The sequence below is a fragment of the Immundisolibacter cernigliae genome (assembly GCF_001697225.1).
Taxonomy (GTDB): domain Bacteria; phylum Pseudomonadota; class Gammaproteobacteria; order Immundisolibacterales; family Immundisolibacteraceae; genus Immundisolibacter; species Immundisolibacter cernigliae.
Genome location: NZ_CP014671.1, coordinates 3168074 through 3187830, shown reverse-complemented (window position 1 = coordinate 3187830; position 19757 = coordinate 3168074). Strand labels below are relative to the sequence as shown.

General features: G+C 67.8%; 19 protein-coding genes and 4 tRNA genes. 12 read left to right on the top strand and 11 right to left on the bottom strand.

Translation table 11 applies throughout. The annotated features are described in order from the left end of the window. The first annotated feature begins 83 nt into the window (after positions 1-83). Both PG2T_RS14965 and PG2T_RS14960 read left to right on the top strand, forming a co-directional pair. Positions 84-374: a nucleotidyltransferase family protein gene (locus PG2T_RS14965; protein ID WP_068807309.1), complete on the top strand. Its 291-nt coding sequence runs from the start codon at positions 84-86 to the stop codon at positions 372-374. Beyond that, positions 371-721 carry a HepT-like ribonuclease domain-containing protein gene (locus PG2T_RS14960; protein WP_068807306.1) on the top strand — a complete coding sequence of 117 codons (351 nt, stop codon included), beginning with the start codon at positions 371-373 and terminating at the stop codon, positions 719-721. Before PG2T_RS14965 ends, PG2T_RS14960 begins: the two co-directional genes overlap by 4 nt. Positions 722-836: 115 nt before the next feature. Here PG2T_RS14960 and PG2T_RS14955 read toward each other — a convergent pair whose 3' ends face one another. The 3 genes from PG2T_RS14955 to PG2T_RS14945 all read right to left on the bottom strand — a co-directional run bounded on the left by PG2T_RS14955 (position 837) and on the right by PG2T_RS14945 (position 3703). Next, complete coding sequence (locus tag PG2T_RS14955) at positions 837-2360, bottom strand: bifunctional aminoglycoside phosphotransferase/ATP-binding protein (protein ID WP_068807303.1); 1524 nt, start codon at positions 2358-2360, stop codon at positions 837-839. A 67-nt stretch (positions 2361-2427) separates the two neighbouring features. Continuing rightward, positions 2428-2949 (bottom strand): Hsp20/alpha crystallin family protein, encoded by a 522-nt coding sequence (locus PG2T_RS14950; RefSeq protein ID WP_068807300.1) that lies wholly within the window; start codon positions 2947-2949, stop codon positions 2428-2430. A gap of 139 nt (positions 2950-3088) precedes the next feature. After that, a complete protein-coding gene (locus PG2T_RS14945; RefSeq protein ID WP_068807297.1) occupies positions 3089-3703 on the bottom strand; it encodes a glutathione S-transferase family protein in 615 nt (204 codons plus the stop codon). 102 nt (positions 3704-3805) lie between these two features. Here PG2T_RS14945 and PG2T_RS14940 point away from each other — a divergent pair, with 102 nt between their 5' ends. After that, positions 3806-4786: a helix-turn-helix transcriptional regulator gene (locus PG2T_RS14940; RefSeq protein ID WP_068807294.1), complete on the top strand. Its 981-nt coding sequence runs from the start codon at positions 3806-3808 to the stop codon at positions 4784-4786. Between the two features lie 43 nt (positions 4787-4829). Here PG2T_RS14940 and der read toward each other — a convergent pair whose 3' ends face one another. The 8 genes from der to ndk are packed head-to-tail and all read right to left on the bottom strand — an operon-like array spanning position 4830 to position 12692. Continuing rightward, positions 4830-6230, bottom strand: coding sequence for a ribosome biogenesis GTPase Der (gene der / locus PG2T_RS14935; protein WP_068807291.1), 1401 nt, complete (start codon positions 6228-6230; stop codon positions 4830-4832). An 8-nt stretch (positions 6231-6238) separates the two neighbouring features. After that, the gene (gene bamB, locus PG2T_RS14930; protein ID WP_068807288.1) at positions 6239-7456 is read right to left on the bottom strand and encodes an outer membrane protein assembly factor BamB; all 1218 of its coding nucleotides are present in this window, start codon (positions 7454-7456) and stop codon (positions 6239-6241) included. Between the two features lie 17 nt (positions 7457-7473). After that, positions 7474-8088: a YfgM family protein gene (locus tag PG2T_RS14925; RefSeq protein WP_068807286.1), complete on the bottom strand. Its 615-nt coding sequence runs from the start codon at positions 8086-8088 to the stop codon at positions 7474-7476. Beyond that, positions 8085-9371 (bottom strand): histidine--tRNA ligase, encoded by a 1287-nt coding sequence (hisS, locus tag PG2T_RS14920; protein ID WP_068807283.1) that lies wholly within the window; start codon positions 9369-9371, stop codon positions 8085-8087. Before hisS ends, PG2T_RS14925 begins: the two co-directional genes overlap by 4 nt. Positions 9372-9379: 8 nt before the next feature. Then, the gene (locus PG2T_RS14915; protein ID WP_158513223.1) at positions 9380-10333 is read right to left on the bottom strand and encodes a RodZ domain-containing protein; all 954 of its coding nucleotides are present in this window, start codon (positions 10331-10333) and stop codon (positions 9380-9382) included. Between the two features lie 2 nt (positions 10334-10335). Continuing rightward, positions 10336-11127, bottom strand: a complete 792-nt coding sequence (gene pilW, locus PG2T_RS14910; RefSeq protein WP_158513222.1) for a type IV pilus biogenesis/stability protein PilW — start codon at positions 11125-11127, stop codon at positions 10336-10338. 26 nt (positions 11128-11153) lie between these two features. After that, positions 11154-12248, bottom strand: a complete 1095-nt coding sequence (gene rlmN, locus PG2T_RS14905; protein ID WP_068807274.1) for a dual-specificity RNA methyltransferase RlmN — start codon at positions 12246-12248, stop codon at positions 11154-11156. Between the two features lie 12 nt (positions 12249-12260). After that, positions 12261-12692: a nucleoside-diphosphate kinase gene (ndk, locus tag PG2T_RS14900; RefSeq protein WP_068807272.1), complete on the bottom strand. Its 432-nt coding sequence runs from the start codon at positions 12690-12692 to the stop codon at positions 12261-12263. Between the two features lie 147 nt (positions 12693-12839). Here ndk and PG2T_RS14895 point away from each other — a divergent pair. The 9 genes from PG2T_RS14895 (at position 12840) to PG2T_RS14855 (ending at position 19579) form a co-directional block, all read left to right on the top strand. Then, positions 12840-12916: transfer RNA gene (locus PG2T_RS14895), tRNA-Pro, on the top strand. A 39-nt stretch (positions 12917-12955) separates the two neighbouring features. Further along, positions 12956-13033 (top strand) — tRNA-Arg (locus PG2T_RS14890). A gap of 18 nt (positions 13034-13051) precedes the next feature. After that, positions 13052-13127: transfer RNA gene (locus PG2T_RS14885), tRNA-His, on the top strand. An 18-nt stretch (positions 13128-13145) separates the two neighbouring features. Further along, a tRNA-Lys gene (locus tag PG2T_RS14880) sits at positions 13146-13221 on the top strand. Positions 13222-13582: 361 nt separating this feature from the next. Then, entirely contained in the window at positions 13583-14842 is a 1260-nt protein-coding gene (locus tag PG2T_RS14875) for an LLM class flavin-dependent oxidoreductase (RefSeq protein ID WP_068807269.1), read from the top strand. An 11-nt stretch (positions 14843-14853) separates the two neighbouring features. Next, positions 14854-15660 (top strand): alpha/beta fold hydrolase, encoded by an 807-nt coding sequence (locus PG2T_RS14870; RefSeq protein ID WP_068807266.1) that lies wholly within the window; start codon positions 14854-14856, stop codon positions 15658-15660. Positions 15661-15904: 244 nt separating this feature from the next. Next, positions 15905-17350 (top strand): DUF1329 domain-containing protein, encoded by a 1446-nt coding sequence (locus tag PG2T_RS14865; protein ID WP_068807263.1) that lies wholly within the window; start codon positions 15905-15907, stop codon positions 17348-17350. Between the two features lie 361 nt (positions 17351-17711). After that, a complete protein-coding gene (locus PG2T_RS14860; RefSeq protein WP_068807260.1) occupies positions 17712-19088 on the top strand; it encodes an aromatic ring-hydroxylating oxygenase subunit alpha in 1377 nt (458 codons plus the stop codon). Next, positions 19085-19579, top strand: coding sequence for an aromatic-ring-hydroxylating dioxygenase subunit beta (locus tag PG2T_RS14855; RefSeq protein WP_068807256.1), 495 nt, complete (start codon positions 19085-19087; stop codon positions 19577-19579). Before PG2T_RS14860 ends, PG2T_RS14855 begins: the two co-directional genes overlap by 4 nt. Positions 19580-19757 lie beyond the last annotated feature (178 nt).

Sequence of the window (19757 nt, the reverse complement as noted above, 5' to 3'; positions counted from 1 at the left end):
TGGGAACGGCAGTCAGTACACTGGTCCGTGGCGCGTTTTCGGTGCGGACAGAACCATGAACTCCGAAGTCGCAGTGGACCGCGATGAAACCCTCCGTTGCCCTTGACCTCAAACGAAGCGCCGTGCGCGAGGCAGCCGGCCGCTTTCACTCCGCCAACCCGCGCATTTTCGGATCGGTACTCCACGGCACCGACGAAGAGGGCAGCGATCTGGACCTGTTGGTAGATGCGTTACCCGGAGCAACGCTGTTCGACCTCGGAGGCTTGCAGGCCGAACTGGAAGACCTGCTTGGCGTTCGGGTCGATCTGCTGACCCCCGGCGATTTACCAGCCAGATTCCGCGCGCAGATTCTTGCCCAGGCACAGCCGGTATGAACGGGAACCGCCTACCCGACTACCTCGACCACATACGGCGAGCCGCGACAGAGGCGCGCAGTTTCGTCCACGGTCTGAGCAAGACACAGTTCCTTGCGGACCGCCGAACCCAGCAAGCCGTGATCATGAGCCTCGTCATCATCGGCGAGGCCGCGACGAAGGTCATGGATCAGTACGCCGAATTTGCCGCGCAACACCCACAGGTACCCTGGCGCAGCATGCGTGGCATGCGAAACCGCATCACCCACGGCTACTTCGACATCAATCTCGACGTGGTCTGGGAAACCGTACAGACCGCCTTGCCGGCACTGCTGAACCAGCTCCCCCGCATTCCAGGTAGCGAGTAAGCGCCCGGCCACGCCCTGCGATCAGCGCGCTGGCAAGCGGCGCTGCTGCGGCAATGATCCTGCGCCGCCCCCCGGCTTTCGCGCCAAGGAAACGCTGAATAGTTCGACGTGGCCTCTACTCAGCATCCATAAACTCGGGCACGGCATATGGGCGACTGGTGTCGATGACGATCGCCAGCGCCTGTTCCTCCGCGCCGAGCGGCTGGTAGCGCGCGCGCTGCGCGTCGAGCACGGCCAGATTCGCCTCCGAGGCATCGCCGGCCTGGGCGGCACGGCGCTCGACCCGGCTGCGCAGCACATCCGGCGGGGCGGTGCAGGCGAGGATTCGAAACGGCACGCCAAGACTCGCTGCCAGATCGGCGAAGCGCCGGCGCTCGGCCGCGGCCAGGAAGCTGGCATCCACCAGCACCGGCCAGCCGGCGCGAAGCAGTCGCCGCGCCAGACGCGCCAGATGCCGGTAGGTGGCGGCGCTGACCTTGGCCTGGTAAGCGCCCTGATCGATCCCGGACCCGGTGCGCGCGGCGGCGGCAAGACCCAGCAGGCGCTTGCGCTCCACGTCCGAGCGCAAGCGGATCAGCGGCAGCCGTTCGACCAGCCAGTCGGCGTAGTGGGTCTTGCCGGAGCCGGCCAGGCCGTGGGTGATGGCCAGCCACGGCCGGCGCGGGCGGATCAGCGCCTCGGCCAGGCGCAGGCAGCCGATGCACTCGCGCAGGGCCTGAAAACGCAGGCCGGGCGCCTGCGCCCCGGCCGCGCGCAGGCGCGCCACCTTGGCACGCACCAGGGCCCGGTAGACCTCGAAAAAGTCGATCAGTGGCACGCCGCCATAGTCGCCTGTGGCCTGCAGGTAGCGGTCGCGGACCCGCCGGGCCAGATCCGGCCGGCCGCGGCGGGCCAGGTCCATGGTCAGGAAGGCCAGCTCGCCGTGTACATCCTGCCAGCGCAGGGCGGGGTCGAATTCGATGCCGTCGAACGGCACCGGCTGGCCGTCCAGCCACACGATGTTGCCAAGGTGCAGGTCGCCGTGACATTCGCGCACCCGGCCGTCGATCCGGCGCCGCGCCAGCAGCGCGCGGCGGCGCCGGTATTCGGCCTCGGTCCAGGCGGCGAGGCGATCCAGTCGCGCGCGGCTGCGTGGACTGGCACCGTCGCGCAAAGCGGTGAAGTTGTCGCGGGCGGCTTGCAGAAGATCGCCGGGGCGGCCGTAGGGCGAATCCACCGGCGCCGGCGGCAGGCGCTGGTGAAAGGCCGCGATGCACTCGGCGAGCGCATCGATGTGCGTGCCTTCGAGCTGCCCGCCTGCGAGCAGACGATCGAACGACGCCTCCTGCGGGAAGCGACGCATTTCGACCGCCCAGTCGATGGCCCGGCCGCTGCCACCCAGGCGCGGGGCCGCGGCGGTGCCGGTGATCGGCAGTACGGAAAGATAAAGGTCCGGCGCCAGGCGGCGGTTCAGACGCAGTTCTTCGCGGCAGAAGTGCCGGCGCTGGCGCAGACCGGTGAAGTCCAGAAAGCCCAGATCGACCGGTTTCTTGAGCTTGTAGGCGCGCTCGCCGGCCAGCAGCACGGCCGAGATGTGGGTTTCGATGACGCTGACCGGGCCGGCTTCGCGGGCCAGTGTGTCGACCAGTGCGTCCAGCATTCGCCGCCACCGGGCGCCGGGCTGTGGGCGGGTGGCAGCGTGTCCGGTCGCCACCCGCCCCGCCGCTTCAGGACGCCTTGACGTCGATTTTCTTCACCTTGCTGTGCGCCTCGGCGCTCTTGGGCACGCTGATGCTGAGCACACCCTTGCTGAAGCTGGCGCTGGCCTGGCCGGCATCGGCATCCGGCGGCAGGCGAAAGCTGCGCGTGAAGCTGCCGTAGCTGCGTTCGGTCAGGTGGTAGCCCTTGTCTTTTTCTTCCCGCTCGGCGCGCTTCTCGCCGCGCACGGTCAGCAGATCGTCCTGCACCTCGACGGCGATGTCCTTCTCGTCCATGCCGGGCAACTCGGCGCTGATCAGGTAACCGTTGTCCTGTTCCTTGATGTCCACCGCCGGTGTCAGGTCGCCGCCGGTGAGCAGGCGCAGCGGTTCGATGTCCAGCGGCCGGCGCAGCGAAGGCCAGCGCGGAAAATCGGCGAAGAAATCATCGAACAGGTGATCCCAGCGCTCGCGCAGGCTGGTCAGGGATTGGCCGACGCCAGCCCCCGGGGTGGTTTTCCTGACTTCGACCTGGGTGGATTTTTCAGCCATGGCACGTCTCCTCGGGGATAGGCGGAACTGCCGCCCGCAGAGGTGCACAAGGCTAGGCGGTCGGCCCCAAGGTGCCCATGATCCGAATCAGGTCACGCTGCCCCCGATGCCGCCCGGCGGCGGCACCGGGGGCTGGGAATCACTTCAGGGTCGGCAGTTTCTGCCAGGCCGGACGGGCCGCCACGCGGTTCAGCCAGGCGATGATGTTCGGGTACTGATCGACGCCGATCTGCTTGTAGATGTCGGCCAACAGCAGCACGGTGGCGACGTTGATGTCGGCGACGCTGAAGCGATTGCCGACCAGGTAGTCCTTGCCGGCCAGGCTGTCGTTGAGCACACGCAGCGGCGCCGGCAGCGTGTCGGTGGCTTCCTTGGCCAGCTCCGGACGGCGCTTTTCGGGCGGATACAGCATGGCGTGGCGCAGGTAGTTGACGACGTAGATTTCCATTTCCAGCGACGCCCACAGCGCCCACTGGAAAACCCGCCCTTCGTCCTCGACGCTGGCCGGCCACAGGCTGCCCTGGCCGTATTTCTTGGCCACGTACTGGGCAATCGCCATCGACTCCCAGAGGACGAAATCGCCATCCTGAAGCACCGGCACATGGCCGTTGGGGTTGATCTTGAGGAACTCGGGCGTGCGCGACTCGCCGGCGCCCTGGTTGGTCTTGACGTGCTCGTAGGGCACGCCAAGTTCTTCGAGCGTCCACAGACAGCGCTGGGCGCGCGACATGAACTGGCCATAAAGCTTGAGCATGGGTGAGTCTCCTCGGGTGGGTGTTGGCAAGCCGCGCAAGCGTGGCATGGTGCACGAGCACAGCGCAAGCCGGCGCAGCCGTCTGATGTAGCATTTGCCAGCATGGACCGCTTCGACCGCATATACCGTCTGTACACGCTGTTCACGACCAGCCGCGAGGCGCGTTCTGCGGCATCGCTGCAGGCCGACCTCGGCTGCTCGCGGGCCACCTTGATGCGGGCCATCGCCGAGCTGCGCGATCTGCTGGGCACGCCCCTGGTGTGGGATGGCGCCGCCCGCGGCTATCGGCTGGACGGCGCGGCGCCCCGTGCGCAGCTGCCCGGATTGTGGTTCTCGGCCGATGAATTGCAGGCCCTGCTGCTGGCCCAGAACCTGCTGTCCGGGCTCGGCGAAGGCTTGATACCGGACCAGATCGACGCCCTTCGCGGACGCATCATGACCCTGCTGGCGCACGGCGGCGTGGTCCCGCAGCGCGCTGCCGAGGCGCTGCGCATCCTGCCGCTGGGTGGCCGCAGCTGCGATCCGCTGATATTCCGGCAGGTGGTGGCGACCACCCTGGCCGGGCGTCGAATCGACATTCGCTACCTGGCCCGCAGCAGCGGTGAAATCAGCACGCGCCAGGTCAGCCCACAGCGGCTGGTGCGCTACCGCGACAACTGGTACCTGGATGCCTGGTGCCACTGGCGCAGGGCGCTGCGCAGTTTTGCAATCGACGCCATCGAGGCCCTGCAGACCACCGATGATCCGGCGCAGGACATTCCCCAGGCGGAACTGGACGCGCACTTCGGGGCCGCCTACGGCATTTTCGCCGGACCGGCGGCGCAGCGGGCGGTGCTGCGCTTTGCCGCCAGTCGGGCGCGCTGGGTGGCGGCCGAGCGCTGGCATCCGGCGCAGTTTGGGCGCTGGCTGGAGGATGGCCGCTACGAACTGGTGGTGCCCTACGGCGACCCGACCGAGCTGATCCTGGACATCCTGCGCTACGGGCCGCAGGTGGAGGTGCTGGAGCCGCCGTTGCTGCGCGCCGAGGTTTCATCCCGGCTGCGTGAGGCGGCAGCGCTGTATGCGGGGGATGGGGTCAGCTGAGGCCGGCCCGACTGGCGCGCCGGCGCGATGACGAGCCGCGCGCTCAGTCGCCGAACAATTTGCGCCCGCGGCGGCGGGCGCGGTGCTTGCGCTCCAGCTGACTGGGGGTGAGCGCGTTCACGCGCCCGGCGTAGGGGTTCTCGCCCTGCTTGGTGACGATGCGTACCGGCGTACCAACCAGGCCCAGCGCCTCGCGAAAGCTGTTTTCCAGATAGCGCAGGTAGTTGGGCGGCAGCTTGTCCACCTGCGTGCCATGGATGACGATGGTCGGCGGCGCATGGCCGCCCTGGTGGGCATAGCGCAACTTGGCGCGACGGCCGGCGGCCATCGGCGGCGGGTTGGCAGCGACGATGGTCTCGAGCAGGCGCGTCAGTTCCGAGGTGGGCGTGCGCGCCAGTGCGCTGTGCTGCACGGCAAACGCGGCCTTGGTGAGGGCTTTCACGCCGCGGCCGTTTTTGGCGCTGATGAACTCGATCGGCGCGAACTCGACGAACGGCAGCCGGCGCCTCACCTCCATCCGCAGCGCCTTGCGCGCGGCGTCGTCCAGCGTGTCGGATTTGTTCACCGCCAGCACCAGGCCGCGCCCGCGCTGCAGCGCCTGGCCGGCGATGTGCGCGTCCTGCTCGCCGACGCCCAGTTCCCCGTCCAGCATCAGGATCACCACCTGCGCCTGGTCGATGGCCTGCAGGGTCTTGATGACGCTGAATTTTTCGATCGCCTCGTGCACCTGCGCCTTGCGCCGCAGGCCGGCGGTGTCCAGCAGCACGCATTCGCGCCCGTCCAGCACCACCGGCACGCGCACGCAGTCGCGGGTGGTGCCCGGCAGCGGGCTTTCGATCAGCCGCTGCTCACCGAGCAGGCGGTTGATCAACGTGGATTTGCCGGCGTTGGGTCGGCCGACGACGGCAAACACCGGCCGCGGGTCGGCTTCTTCCGCGGCCGCCGGCTCGTCGTCCGGAAAACCCGCCAGCACGGTCTCCAGCAGGTCGGCCACGCCATGGCCGTGGCTGGAGGAGATCGGCCACGGATCACCCAGGCCGAGCTCGAAAAAATCGGCGCGTACCAGCTCGGTATCCAGATGCTCGGCCTTGTTGACCGCCAACCACACCGGCTGGCCGAGGCCGCGCAGGGTGTTGGCAATGCTGCGATCGTCGGCGGTCAGACCGCCACGGCCATCGACCACCAGGATCACCGCGTCGGCCTCCTGCGCCGCCATCAGCGCCTGGGCGCTGACCTTGCCGGACAGTTCCGGGTCCTCGCCCAGCATGCCGCCGGTGTCGACCACCCAGAACGGGCGCTCGCCCAGGCGCCCGGCGCCGACCAGGCGGTCGCGGGTGACGCCAGGGAAGTCCGCCACCAGCGCGTCGCGACTGCGCGTGAGGCGGTTGAACAGGGTCGACTTGCCGACGTTAGGTCGACCCAGCAGGGCGATTACGGGTGTCACGGCAGTGCTCAGTTGGCCGGTCGCAGGGCATACAGGCGCCCTCCTTCGGACAGGAAGTAGGCCACGCCATCACGCACGTACGGCGTCAGCAGGAAGGCATCCTTGGTCGGCCGCGTGCGTCCGACCAGCGTACCGTCATCGGCCCTCAGCCAGTGCACATAGCCTTCGATGTCGGCGACTGCAACGTAAGCACCCACCACCGCCGGGGCCGTCAGGTGGCGCCCCTTGAGCGCGTCCTGCTCCCAGTAGACGGCGCCGCTGCGCTGATCGAAGGCGCTGATCTTGTCGTCGGTGTCAACGCCGTAGACGTTGAAGCTGTCTGCCGCCAGGGCGGTATCGCACGACAGCTCGCGCGCCCAGCCGACCGTGCCGGTGGCCAGCTCGATGGCGCTGGCGCGTCCCTGATAGGCGCCCGCGAAAACCGCGCTGCCCTCGATGACCGGCTGGCAGTCGGCATCGACCATGCGTTCCAGCTCGGTGCGCCCGCGCGGCTGCACGATCGGCGTGTCCCAGGCCTCGCGGCCGGTGTGCAGGTCGACGGCCACCAGATGTCCGTCGGCAAAGCCGTGCACGGCCAGCGTCGGGGTGGTCAGCGGGGCGCTGCCGCCGCGCAGCGACAGCGTGGGCACATCGCGCTCAATGCTCCATTTGCGGGCGCCGTCGGCGCTGCTGAGGCCATACAGGTGGCCATCACCGGTGGCGACCACCACCACGCCATCACGCGCCGTCGGCGGCGCCAGAATCTCGCTTTCCAGCGGCACGCGCCAGCGTTCCTTGCCATCGGTCGCCGCCAGTGCGATCAGCTCGCCGTTGGCCGTGCCGACCAGCACCAGACCGTCGCCGACACCGACGCCCCCGGTGATCTCATCCTCGAGGCCGGCCTTCCACAGGCGCTTGCCGTCCGCCAGCGCGTGGGCAAACAGGTGGCGCCGGGACTCACCGAGTGTGTAGACGACCTCGCTATCGAAGGCCGGCCAGGGTTTCGGATAGCCATCCGGCGTGCCGTCGGTGATGCGGCGCTCGGCCAGCACCTCGACAGTGATCGAGCCGGTCAGTTCCGGCAGCTCGGCCGTGATTTCCGGCTTGTCGCTGGCGGTCAGGCGCCCGGCGACGGACTCGCCGGCCCGGTTCACCCCGCGCACGGCCCCCTTGCCCAGACTGGACACGGTGCCACAAGCCGCAAGCGCAGTGGCCAGCAGGCCAATGGCCAGGAAGCGCACCGGCATTGAAAGAGTTGTATGGATCATGGCTGGCCCAGCGCATCGAGCTTGAGTTTGATCAGAGCTGCCTGTCCGGACTCTGGCGGCAACCCGGCCAGCGCCTCCTGATAAGCCTGGCGCGCATCCTGCAGTCGGTCCTGGGCACGGGCGATGTCGCCCCTGAGTTCGGCCAGGGCCGGCGAGGTGGCGGGGATGTCCTTGCCCAAGGCATCCTGCGCGGCCTGTACCTTGCCCTGGTCCAGCAGTACGCGCGCCAGGCGCAGGCTGGCCAGTGCCCGGTCGGTCGGCTCACCGGCATGTTCCACCACCCAGCGCAGGTGTTGCTCGGCGACATCGAGCTTGCCTGCCTCGACGGCCTGCTTGGCCTGCGCCAGGGTGACGAAGCTCGCGTAGCTGGTGCGCGGATACTGCGCGCGCAACTGCGCGGCCAGGGCGTCGGCCGTCTGCCCGGCCGGTGGCTGCTGATAGGCGGCGAACAGGGCCGCCGCCTCGGTCGCCTGGCGCTGCTGATAACTGCCGTAAAAATGCTTGCCCAACAGCCCGGCCAGCACGGCCACAATGACGACTGTCAGCAGGCGTCCGTACTGGTCCCACAGGCGGCGCAGGTGTTCGATCTGATCGGCGTCGGCGGTGCTCATGGTCGTTCCTGGGCGGCGAGGCGGGTAACGGTGGCGTGGATGGTGTCGCGGGGCACGGTTTCCTGGGTCGTCACGGCGGCGCGCAGCATGCGCACGGTGATGGTGCCGCCCGCCAGCTCGTCCTCACCCAGAATCAGCGCCACCCGGGCGCCGGCCTTGTCGGCGCGCTGGACCTGCTTGCCGAAGTTGCCGGCCGAGTGGTCCAGCAGGACAGTCGGTGCATCCGCTGCCGCGCGCAGCTGCTGGGCGAGCAGCATGGCTTGCGCCCGGCAGGCGCCCGGCGCGGAAACCAGGTACCAGATCTCGCGGGGCGTGGCCGGATCGATGCCGCTGGCGGCCAGCAGATCGAGCAGGCGCTCCAGACCCAGCGCAAAGCCGATGGCCGGCGTCGGGCGCCCGCCGAGCTGTTCGACCAGCGTGTCGTAGCGGCCACCGGCGCAGACCGTACCCTGCGCGCCCAGCGCATCGGTGACCCACTCGAACACCGTGCGGCCGTAGTAATCCAGGCCGCGCACCAGGCGCGGGTTGACCGTGTAGGCCACGCCGAGTGCATCCAGCAGTGCACACAGGCGCTCGAAGTGCGCCCGCGAGTCGGCATCCAGGTGCTCGGGCAGGCTCGGCGCGGCGGCGATCAGCGCGGCCAGGTCCGGATTCTTGCTGTCCAGGATGCGCAGCGGGTTGCTGTCGAGGCGGCGCAGGCTGTCGGCGTCGAGCGCCGCCTGATGATCACGAAAATAGGCCTGAAGCCGCTCGCGGTAGGCGGCGCGGGCCTCGCGCGAGCCGAGTGAATTGAGCTCCAGGCGCAGACCGGACAGGCCAAGCTCGCGCCAGAACTGCGCGGTCATGGCGATCAGCTCGGCGTCCAGCTCCGGCTCGGCGCTGCCGAAGCACTCGGCGCCGATCTGGTGGAACTGCCGGTAGCGGCCGCGCTGCGGGCGCTCGTGGCGAAACATCGGCCCCTGGTACCACAGCCGCAGCAGCTGACCCTGAAACAGGCCGTGCTCGATGCCGGCGCGTACCACCCCGGCGGTGCCTTCCGGGCGCAGCGTGAGGCTGTCGCCGTTGCGGTCCTGGAAGGTGTACATCTCCTTCTCGACGATGTCGGTGACCTCGCCGATGGTGCGCGCGAACAGCTCGGTCGGCTCCACCAGCGGCAAGCGGATTTCCTCGTAGCCGTAACGGGCCAGCACCGCCTGCAGGCGCTGTTCGGCGCCGCGCCAGCGCGGGCTGTCTGCGGGCAACAGGTCGTTCATGCCGCGCACGGCCTGGAGCTTGGCAACCATGATCGGTATCAGGGAGTCGTGGCGGGCGGCGCAGCGCCGGACGGCGGTGTGCCGGAGGATGCGTGCGCCGCCTGCGGCGGCTGGGTGCCCAGCGTCATGCGCACCACATGCTGGCCGGCCGGCAACGTGACCGGCTCGTCATTGTAGAAAACGTCGACCGCCGGCGCGTTGCCGAGCAACACCCGCAGCGGCGGCTGTCCACGCACGGTGCGTTCCGGACCCGGGCTGACCAGTTCGTAAACGAGGCGCCGGCCGGCGTGGTCGGTGACTTCCACCCAGCTGACGGCCCGGCTGCGCAGGCGCAGTTCCGCCTCGCTCTGGCCGGCAGCGTCAGCAGCGTCCGCGGCCAGCTGCGGGCCGGCCCCCGGTGCCGGTGCAGGTTCGTTCCCCACAGTCGGCTGCGCCTCAGTGACAACGATCTGGTCTCCCGGCGCGCCTGGAGAATCGGCACTCGCCTCCACCGGCGGTGGGCTTTGCGGCAGCGCATCGTCCCGCGGCGGGTCGGCAGGCACAAAACTCGAATCGGCCTGCACGGGCGCGGGTTCGCCATCCACGGCGGGCGGCTCGCGTCCGGCACCGGCCCAGATGGCTGCCAACACCGCGGATGCCACCACGACCAGCAGCCCACCCACGCGCACCAGCCGGGGGCGTCCGGGGTGCAGTTCGGGCGCGCGGCGCAGGGTCTTCGTGTGCCCATCGGCTGGCGCCGGCCGGAAACCGCGCAACAGGGCCTGCTCGTCCAGTCCCAGCAGGATCGCGTAGTTGCGCAGCTGCCCGCGGGCGTAGGTGGCAGCTCCAAACGGTGCGTAGTCGCCGGCTTCCAGGGCCTCGATCAATGCCGCGCGCAGACGCAGCCGGTTGGCGGCTTCCGCCGTCGACCAACCGCGCCCGAGGCGAGCCTGGCGCAGCTGCTCGCCGATCGAAGCGGCAGCCGCCGGCGCCGTGTCATGCTCCACTTCCACGGTCAATGCAGCTCTTGCGCTTCGCGCGAATCGGGGAAACGGTTCTTGAGCAGCATGCGGTAGCTGGCGGCCCGGTCCAGGTCGCCAAGAGCCGTTTCCACCTGGATCCCCAGCGCCAACCCGGCCGGCGTCTGACCGGCGCTGCGGACATAGCGGGCCAGATGCGCACGGGCGGTGCGGGCGTCGCCTTTCTTGAACTGCAGGTCAGCCAGCATCAGGCTGGCCGTGGCAAAGCCCGGGTCCAGCTGCACGGCGGTCGCCAGGTCGATCTGGGCACGTTCACCGTCGCCGTGGCGCAGCGCGCACTCGGCGGCGTTGGTATAGGCCAGGGCCGGCGTCTGGTAAAGCGGGTTCGCAATGGCGCAGCGAAACTGCGCGTCCGCTTCGCGCGCCTTGCCCTGACCGCACAGGTATACCCCGTAGTTGTTGCGGATTTCGGGGTCACTCGGCGACAGGGCCAGCGCGCGCCGGTAATGCTCCTCGGCCACCTGCGGCTTGCCCAGCCGCAGCTGCAGCAGGGCCATGGCGGCATGCGCGCTGGCGTTGCGCGGGTTCAGCTGCAGGCTCTGCTCGAGCTCCTGCAGCGCCACATCGAGCGCCCCCTCCTGCAGGTAACCTGCGCCCAGCGCCATGCGCAGCTCGGACAGGCGCTCGTTCTTGCTCAGCTTGCGCTCCGGATCGCTGGCGACACGGCTGCAGGTGTCCATGTCGATTGCCAGTTCACCGCCGGACGCGTCCCGCAGCGCCGGATCGCGCGTGGTGGCGCAACCGGCCAGGACCAGGGCGGCGATCATGATTCCGACCTGCCTGTACATCGGACTCAGACCACCACAGGCACGTGCGTGCTGCGCCGCTGGCGCGGCAACACCTTGCCCGCAAGCTGGCCGCAGGCGCCGTCGATGCCATCGCCGCGGGTCTTGCGGACCGTGGCGACCAGGCCGTGACGCAGCACCTCGTCGCGGAATTTCGCGACCGCCTCCGGGGGCGAGGTCTCGTAGGGCAGCCCGGCGACCGGGTTGTACGGAATCAGGTTGACCTTGGCCGGCACGCGCGCGAGCAGCTTGGCCAATGCCCTGGCCTGCGCCGGGTGGTCATTGACGCCGGCCAGCAGCGTGTACTCGAAGGTGACGCGGCGGCGATCGTCGCCGGCCACGTAACGGCGGCAGGCGTCCAGCAGTTCGGCGATCGGGTAGCGCCGGTTCAGCGGCACCAGTTCGTCGCGCAGCGCGTCGTCCGGCGCATGCAGCGACACCGCCAGCGCCACCGGGCATTCCTCGCGCAGGCGGTCGATCATCGGGACCACGCCGGCGGTGCTGACCGTCACGCGCCGTTTGGACAGGCCGTAGGCCAGATCGTCCAGCAGCACGCGGATGGCCGCCACCACGTTGTCGAAGTTCAGCAGCGGCTCGCCCATGCCCATGAACACGACGTTGGTGATGGGTTTCTCACGCACGGCGTGCGGCGGCAGCAGCCGGCTGGCAGTCCACATCTGGCCCAGGATTTCTCCGACACTCAGGTTGCGGTTGAAACCCTGCTGGGCGGTCTGGCAAAAGCTGCAATTGAGCTGGCAGCCGACCTGCGAGGACACGCACAGCGTGCCGCGGCGCGTCTCGGGGATGTACACCGTCTCGATGGCACTGCCGCCGGGCAGGCGCAGCAGCCATTTGCGGGTACCGTCCGCCGCCTGCTGGTCGGCAGTGACTTCAGGCACCCGAATTTCGGCTTCCTGCGCCAGCCGTTCGCGCAGCGCCTTGCTCAAGTTGGTCATGGCCGCGAAATCGTCGCAGCCGCGCGCATGCAGCCACTGCAGCAACTGATCGGCCCGAAACGGCTTCTCACCCAGCTGCGTCAGCAAACCGGCCAGACCCGGTCGATCCAGGTCCAGCAGGTTGGTTTTGGTGCAGGTCGCGTCCAAGACGTCCGGGGCTTAGCGCGTACGCGGGCAGATTTGCCCGGGCTCGAAGAAATAGGCGATCTCGGTCGCGGCGTTCTCGACGCTGTCGGAACCGTGAACGGCGTTTTCTTCGATGTTGCTCGCGAAGTCGGCGCGGATGGTGCCGGGCGCGGCCTTGGCCGGATCGGTGGCACCCATCAGCTCACGGTGTCTGGCGACCGCGTTGTCGCCCTCCAGCACCTGGATCATCACCGGGCCGGTGGTCATGAACGCGACCAGGTCCTTGAAGAACGGCCGCTCGCGATGCACGGCGTAGAAGCCCTCGGCGCGCTCGCGGGTCAGGTGCTCCATGCGGGCGGCGATGATCTTCAGGCCGGCCTGCTCGAAGCGGGAATAGATGGCGCCAATGACGTTCTTGGCGACGGCGTCGGGCTTGATGATGGACAGGGTGCGTTCAGTGGCCATGGTGTAATTCAGGATGGGCTAGACGGCAGATTTCAGGGGCGGCGAATTCTAACAGCTTGTCGGTACCCCGCCCGGATGCGTTGACCCTCCGCCGAGCGGCGCTGTATAGTTCGCGCCCCGCGCAACGGCACGGGCCAGGCGAAATCTCGGGGTATGGCGCAGTCTGGTAGCGCGCCAGCTTTGGGTGCTGGATGTCGGGAGTTCGAATCTCTCTACCCCGACCAGTTCGTCGCGGCAGGATTGGGGCAGGTTTCTGGTTTGCTGCGCCCGTAGCTCAGCCAGGACAGAGCAACGGCCTTCTAAGCCGTCGGTCGCAGGTTCGAATCCTGCCGGGCGCGCCATGTCGCCACAGGTTTATGGTGAGCGTAGCTCAGTCGGTAGAGCCCCGGATTGTGATTCCGGTGGTCGTGGGTTCGATCCCCATCGCTCACCCCAGTTTGATGTTTGCGTTTCGGGCCGCTAGCTCAGTTGGTAGAGCAGCTGACTCTTAATCAGCGGGTCCACGGTTCGAGCCCGTGGCGGCCCACCATTAAGAACAAGGGGTTAGGCTCGGGCCTGACCCCTTTTTTTTGGGTTTTTCGCGCTGCGATGACCTTCCTGCAAATGTGAAGTGCGGCGCCGGCCTGGCGCTGCCTTGCGCGGTTGGGCCACCCGATGCCCCTGAGTCGGCTTCCTTCAGGAAGCCGATGATCTGCTCTTCGCTGAACCGCCTCTTCACGTCCAATCTCTCCCTCGTCGCAAGACTTGGATTCAAACCGCTCCGCCACCCCACTACGGGGGGACGTCGACAGGTCTGTGATGCCGCCGGTCCGGCCACATGACGCGCGCCGCGCAGTTTGCTATACAGTCGTTAAGGAGCCGGCCGCCCTGGGCCAGGCAGGAGCACCCGCATGAAAACCGTCGCCTTCAACCTGATGCCGTACAAGGATCTGCCGGCCGATTTCGAGAAGAAATACGACAGCGTGTGGGTCAGCATCCCGCGCACGCTGTACGACCCGCGCAAGGGCCACCAGTACTACCACGACTACCTGGACGCGCTGGAAACGGCGGTCGATCTGGGCTACGACGCGGTCGGCGTGAACGAGCACCACAGCAACGGCTACGGCCTGATGCCGTCGCCGAACCTGATGGCGTCGATCCTGTCGCGCAAGGTGCGCCATTCGGACACCACCTCACTGGTGGTCCTGGGCAACAGCCTGGCGCTGTACAACCCGCCGATCCGCGTGGCCGAGGAGATGGCCATGCTGGACGTGCTGTCGGGCGGCAAGTTCATCGCCGGTTTTCCGGTCGGCACCTCCATGGACACCAACTACGTCTACGGCATCAACCCGTCCGAGATGCGCGAGCGCTACTACGAGGCGCACGAGCTGGTGATGAAGGCCTGGACCTCGGACGAGGTGTTCACCTGGAACGGCAAGTACAACCAGCTGCGCTACGTCAACACCTGGCCGCGCACCGCCCAGCGGCCCCACCCGCCGGTGTGGATTCCCGGCGGCGGCAGCGTCGAGACCTATGACTTCTCGCTGCTGAACGACTACTCCTTCTCGTACCTGTCGTTCTTCGGCCACAAGTACGCCAAGAAGGTGATGGGGCCGTTCTGGGACCGCGCCGACGCGCTCGGCAAGGACCGCAACCCCTACCGCGCCGGCTACGCGCAGTTCATCTGCGTGTCGGAGACCGACGCCCAGGCGCAGATCGACTACGAGGAGCACGTCAAGTACTTCTTCGCCAAGTGCATGCACATCGACCCGCGCTTTTTCGAGGCACCGGGCTATCGCACCGTAGCCTCGCTGCGCGCCGGCCTGCGCTCGCAGCTGGACGGCACGGCCAAGGTCGGCAAGGCCATCCTGGACCAGGGCTTCGGCTGGAAGGAGCTGGTCGAGAGCGGTTACATCATCGCCGGCTCGCCGCAGACCGTGCGCGAGCAGATCATCGAGGCGGCGCGCGAGCTGCACGTCGGCAACCTGATCTGGCTGTTCCATGTCGGCTCCATGCCGCAGCACCTGACCCTGAAGAACCTGCACCTGTTCGCCGAGGGCGTGCTGCCGCACATCCGCAACCTGTGGCCGCAGTGGGACGCCGCGCCGTTCTGGCCAAGCGGGTTTGGCGACGATCCGTCGCAGCCCGCCGCCCACCGCGACGTGGCCTGAGGAAACGCAGCATGGCCAACCCGACCACGCACACCTATCAGGTCAACGCCCGCCTGGCCATCGACACGCTGGAGGCCGGCAGCGGTGAACCCTTGCTGTTCCTGCACGGTGCCGGCGGGCTGGCCTGGGATCCGTACCTGGACGCGCTGGCCGAGCGCCGGCGCGTGATCGCGCCCTACCTGCCCGGCACGTCCAAATCCAACGACATCAGCCAGGTGCGTGACCTGTGGGACCTGGTGCTGTGCTACTACGACCTGCTGGACGCGCTCGGCATCGCCAGTGCCGACGTCATTGGCCACTCCATGGGCGGCATGATCGCCTGCGAGATGGCGGCCGTGGACCAGAGCCGCGTGGCGCGGCTGATTGCCATCGCCCCGGCCGGCCTGTTCGACATGGAAAACCCGATGCCGGACATCTTCGCCATGCTGCCGCAGGAGCTCGCCGGGCGGATTCTGATCGACCCGCAGTCCGAGCTGGCAAAAATGCTCGGTGCGCTGCCCGACGACGTGGACGAACAGGTGGAAGTGCTGATCCAGCGCCTGAGCACACTCAACGCCGCCGCCAAGTTCCTGTGGCCGATCCCGGACAAGGGCCTGATCCGCCGCCTGCCGCGCATCAAGGCGCCGACGCTGGTGATCTGGGGCCGCCAGGACGGCCTGATCCCGGTGGGTTACGGCGAGACCTTCCGCAGCCTGATCCCGAACGCCCGCCTGGAGGTGCTGGACCAGGCCTCGCACCTGGTGCAGCTCGAACGCCTGCCGGAGGCCCTGAGCCTGACCCTGCAGGCCCTGCAGTGGCCGGCCGGTGACGCGCCGTAGCGCGGGCAACCGGAAAACACCAGGGCGGGATCACGACACCCCAGCGATGGGCCAAAGTGCTCACCCTCACCGTCCGGAGCAGGATGCCCCGGCGCGACCACGGTCCGTGATCGTTGCTTCGCGCAGCAGATCGCGGCTGCGCAGCGAGCCGAGAAACTCCACGGATGGAATTTTTCAGCATTTTTTGTAAGCCAACGAGCCTTTGGTCAACGCGTGACCATTGGGACCATCAACAGAGGAAGCAATGAAAAAACTTCGGTACACAACGCGTGCGCTGGCGGCGGGGCTGGCTCTGACGGCCAGTTCGACGGTCATGGCTGCCGTATCGGCGGAAAAGGCCGCCCAGATCGGCCTCACGGGCACGCCGCTCACGCCCCTGGGGGCGATCCGCGCGGGCAACGCGGACGGCTCGATTCCGGCCTGGGAAGGCGGCATCGCCACACCGCCGGCCGGCTACAAGCAAGGCGACTGGTACATCGATCCGTACGCCGACGACAAGCCGCTGTTCACCATCGATGCCAAGAATTACCAGCAGTACGCCGATCGCCTCATGCCGGGCACGATCGCGCTGCTCAAGAAATATCCGGACACGTTCCATCTGAACGTCTACCCCAGCCGCCGCAGCGCCGCGCTGCCGCAATGGCATTACGAGAATTCGGTCTGGAACGCCAGCCGCACGCGCTTCTGTGACCCGCCGCCCGGACCGGACCGCGAGTATCGCTGCCTGGACACGAGCACCTACCGCCCCGGTGTGGCCTTTCCCATTCCCAACAACGGCGCCGAGGTCGTTTACAACCACACCATGTACTTTTTCGGCAAGTCTTATGTGTGGCGCGGCTACGCCTTCAACGCCTTTGCCGACGGCACCTTCGCCGAGACGGTGGCCATCGAGCGCTCGCTCCTGCTCCAGTACATGACACCGGAAGAAAAGCCCAAGGATCCGCTGTTCACCGGCAACGGCGGGGCCATGTGGTGCCGCTCCTCGGAGATGGTCGAGCCGCCACGCCAGGCCGGCTCCATGTACGGCGGCTGCAACTACTTCACCTCCCAGGACTTCAGCGCCTACCTGTATGTGCCCGGCCAGCGACGCGTGCGCAAGGCGCCGGAAATCGGCTTCTACGACAGTCCCAGCACCGGTTCGGATGGCCTGCGCACGGCCGATTCGACCACCATGTTCGGCATGACCGGCGACGAGGAGTGGTACGAGTATTCGGAGCCGCAGCGCAAGGAATATTTCATTCCCTACAACAGTTACAAACTGGCGGCGCCCGAGAACGGCGACTTCAAGAAACTGGTCATGCGCGGGCATCTGAACCCGGATCCGATCCGGTACGAACTGCACCGCGTGTGGGCCGTCGAGATGCGCCTGAAACCGAAGTACCGGCACCTGTCGCCGCATCGCGTCGTCTATTTCGACGAGGACAGCTGGGCGGGCGCCGCCGGCGAGATGTATGACGCCGGCGATCAGCTGTGGCGCGTCCAGGAAGCGTATCTGATGCAGTTCTACGAGGTGCCGATGCTCAGCTTCTGGGGCGACAACCACATGGACATCATCAACGGCCGGCAGTCCTCGAACAACACCTTCTTCAACGTCGGTGCCGGCCGGGGCGGCAGTCCGCCGGATTTCGTCAATCCGCCGGACTCGGCGTATTTCACCCCGGCCGGCCTGCGCAAGTACGGGGTTCGCTGACCCCGGCCCTGCCGGGGTAGCGCGCCGTTGACGATACGGAGGTAGCGACAAGAGACCGCCGCGGGACTGGGCATGGGCAACGTCCCGGGGCGGCAACAAATGAATTGCGACCCACAAGGAAACGCTGAAGTATTCAGCGTTTCCCGCAGCGCAGGGGTGCGCTGCCACAATCAGCGGCTATAAGCTGCTGATTGTGTGAGCCATCGCAAAACTGTGGGAGCCCGGCTGCGCCGGGCGATCATCGCGCAGCGAAGCTGCGCTCCCACAAGGTTTTTCGGTAGCGGGCGCTGAGAAATCCAGGCCTGCCCCGGTGGAAACCGGGGATGGATTTATTCAGTGCTGCCATAACGAGGAGAAACGAATGGACGCCCGAGTGCGCGAACTGCCGCTGCGTGATTTCTCCCGCTACGTCGACGCCCGTCCCGAGGACGGCGTGCTGCGCATGCACCTGGACCTGTTCCGGGATCCGGAGCTGTTCGAGCTGGAGATGCGCTACATCTACGAGCGCAGCTGGGTGTTCGTGGGCCACGCGGCGCAGATTCCGCAGCCAAACGACTTTTTGACCGGCGTCGTCGGCCGCACGCCCATCATTCTTCAACGCGGCGGCGATGGCCAGGTGCGGGCGCTGCTGAACCATTGCAGCCACCGCGGCGCCACCGTGGCCACCACCCAGGCCGGCAACACCCCGCGTCACAAATGCCCCTACCACGGCTGGATGTTCGACAGCACCGGCAAGTGCCTGCAGGTGGCCGACGAGGCGCCCGGCGGCTACACGGATGCCTTTCGCCAGCTCAGCCACGACCTGCCGCAGGTGGCGCGCCTTGAGGAATACCGCGGCTTTTTCTTTGCCAGCCTCAATCCGGACGTGATGCCGCTGCGCCAGTACCTGGGCGACGCGGCGGTGTTCATGGATTCGTGGATCGACCAGTCACCGGACGGGCTGGAGGTGGTGCGCGGCGACGCCAATTTCACGTATGGCGGCAACTGGAAGATGGTGTTCGAGAACTGTCTGGACATCTACCACGCCAAAACCCTGCACGCGAGTTTCGGCACCATGGTGATGAACCGCGTCAAGCGCCAGGGCGCGGACGAGAACCGCTCGGTGGACCTGAACAATTTCATCAGCGCCGAGGCCGAGGTGTCGTACTACACCTTCCCGAATGGCCACGGCGGCATGTGGCTGCGCGGCGCCGGCAGGCGCGAGGATCGGCCAAGCTACGCCATGTGGCAGGAAATGGCCGCCCGCGTGGGCGAGGACAAGGCCGACATGATGGTCAGCGGCCGGGTGGTGGCCATCTTCCCGAACATCCTGCTGGTGGAAAGCGCCACCTTCCAGATGCGCCTGATCCGCCCGGTGTCCGTGGACAAGACCGAGGTCTACGCCTTCTGCCTGGCACCCAAGGGCGAGCCGGCCCCGGCGCGCGCGCTGCGCATCCGCCAGTACGAGGATTTCTTCAGCGCCACCGGCGTCGCCACGCCGGACGACACCACCGTCTACGAACGCGTGCAGCAGGGCGACCAGGCGCGCAGCATCGAGTGGAACCAGGGCTACCACCGGGGTCTTGCGCTGCTGCGCGAAGGGCCGGACGAGGCCGCGCGGCGCATAGGCATCGAGCCCCTGCACTCCATCAGCGGCAACATCGGCATTCAGGGTGAGGCCGTGTACCTGGGCACCTATCGGGCCTGGCTGGAGCAGATGGAACGCGGTCAGGCTCACGCCGCCCGGATGCAGCCATGAGCCGGGCCGGCCTGCTGGCGGCCGGCAGCGAGCTGCTGTACCGCGAGGGCTACTACCTGGACCGCCAGCAGTGGCAGGACTGGCTGGCGCTGTACACCACCGACTGCGAGCTGTGGGCGCCATCGTGGATCGGCGAGCACCGGCAGATCACCGACCCGCAATCGGAAATCTCGCTGCTGTACCTGGCCGGCCACGGCCGGCTGCTGGAGCGGGTGGAACGCTTCGTGTCCGGCGCCTCGCCGGCATCGGTGCCGCTGCCGCGCACCTGTCATCAGGTCAGCAACATCCTGCTGCTGGACCATGCGCAAGGCCGCATGACGCTGCACTCGGCGTTTCGGGTCGACTACTTCCACCAGAAAAAGACCGGGGCCTTCTTCGGGCACTACGAGCACCGGCTGGTAGCGCACGGCGAGGCCTGGCGCATCGCCGGCAAGCGCATCACGCTGATGAACGACTTCATCCCGACCGTGCTCGACCTGTACCACGTCTGAGAGCGCCGCCCTGTGGGAGGCCCGCCCCCGGGGCCGAATCTTTGGTTGGAGGGTTCGCGGCGGGGGCGCCGCTCCCACGGCGGTTCCACCCGTCCCGCGAAGCGTGCCCGTGGGAGGCCCGCCCCCGGGCCGAATCTTTGGCGGGAGGATTCGCGGTGGGGCGCCGCTCCCACGATGT

Bases quoted from the DNA above. Each gene is read 5' to 3' on its own strand.
- PG2T_RS14965 (WP_068807309.1), top strand. From the start codon at position 84: ATGAAACCCTCCGTTGCCCTTGACCTCAAACGAAGCGCCGTGCGCGAG.
- PG2T_RS14960 (WP_068807306.1), top strand. From the start codon at position 371: ATGAACGGGAACCGCCTACCCGACTACCTCGACCACATACGGCGAGCC.
- PG2T_RS14955 (WP_068807303.1), bottom strand. From the start codon at position 2,360: ATGCTGGACGCACTGGTCGACACACTGGCCCGCGAAGCCGGCCCGGTC.
- PG2T_RS14950 (WP_068807300.1), bottom strand. From the start codon at position 2,949: ATGGCTGAAAAATCCACCCAGGTCGAAGTCAGGAAAACCACCCCGGGG.
- PG2T_RS14945 (WP_068807297.1), bottom strand. From the start codon at position 3,703: ATGCTCAAGCTTTATGGCCAGTTCATGTCGCGCGCCCAGCGCTGTCTG.
- PG2T_RS14940 (WP_068807294.1), top strand. From the start codon at position 3,806: ATGGACCGCTTCGACCGCATATACCGTCTGTACACGCTGTTCACGACC.
- bamB (WP_068807288.1), bottom strand. From the start codon at position 7,456: ATGCCGGTGCGCTTCCTGGCCATTGGCCTGCTGGCCACTGCGCTTGCG.
- PG2T_RS14925 (WP_068807286.1), bottom strand. From the start codon at position 8,088: ATGAGCACCGCCGACGCCGATCAGATCGAACACCTGCGCCGCCTGTGG.
- hisS (WP_068807283.1), bottom strand. From the start codon at position 9,371: ATGGTTGCCAAGCTCCAGGCCGTGCGCGGCATGAACGACCTGTTGCCC.
- pilW (WP_158513222.1), bottom strand. From the start codon at position 11,127: ATGATCGCCGCCCTGGTCCTGGCCGGTTGCGCCACCACGCGCGATCCG.
- ndk (WP_068807272.1), bottom strand. From the start codon at position 12,692: ATGGCCACTGAACGCACCCTGTCCATCATCAAGCCCGACGCCGTCGCC.
- PG2T_RS14875 (WP_068807269.1), top strand. From the start codon at position 13,583: ATGAAAACCGTCGCCTTCAACCTGATGCCGTACAAGGATCTGCCGGCC.
- PG2T_RS14870 (WP_068807266.1), top strand. From the start codon at position 14,854: ATGGCCAACCCGACCACGCACACCTATCAGGTCAACGCCCGCCTGGCC.
- PG2T_RS14865 (WP_068807263.1), top strand. From the start codon at position 15,905: ATGAAAAAACTTCGGTACACAACGCGTGCGCTGGCGGCGGGGCTGGCT.
- PG2T_RS14860 (WP_068807260.1), top strand. From the start codon at position 17,712: ATGGACGCCCGAGTGCGCGAACTGCCGCTGCGTGATTTCTCCCGCTAC.
- PG2T_RS14855 (WP_068807256.1), top strand. From the start codon at position 19,085: ATGAGCCGGGCCGGCCTGCTGGCGGCCGGCAGCGAGCTGCTGTACCGC.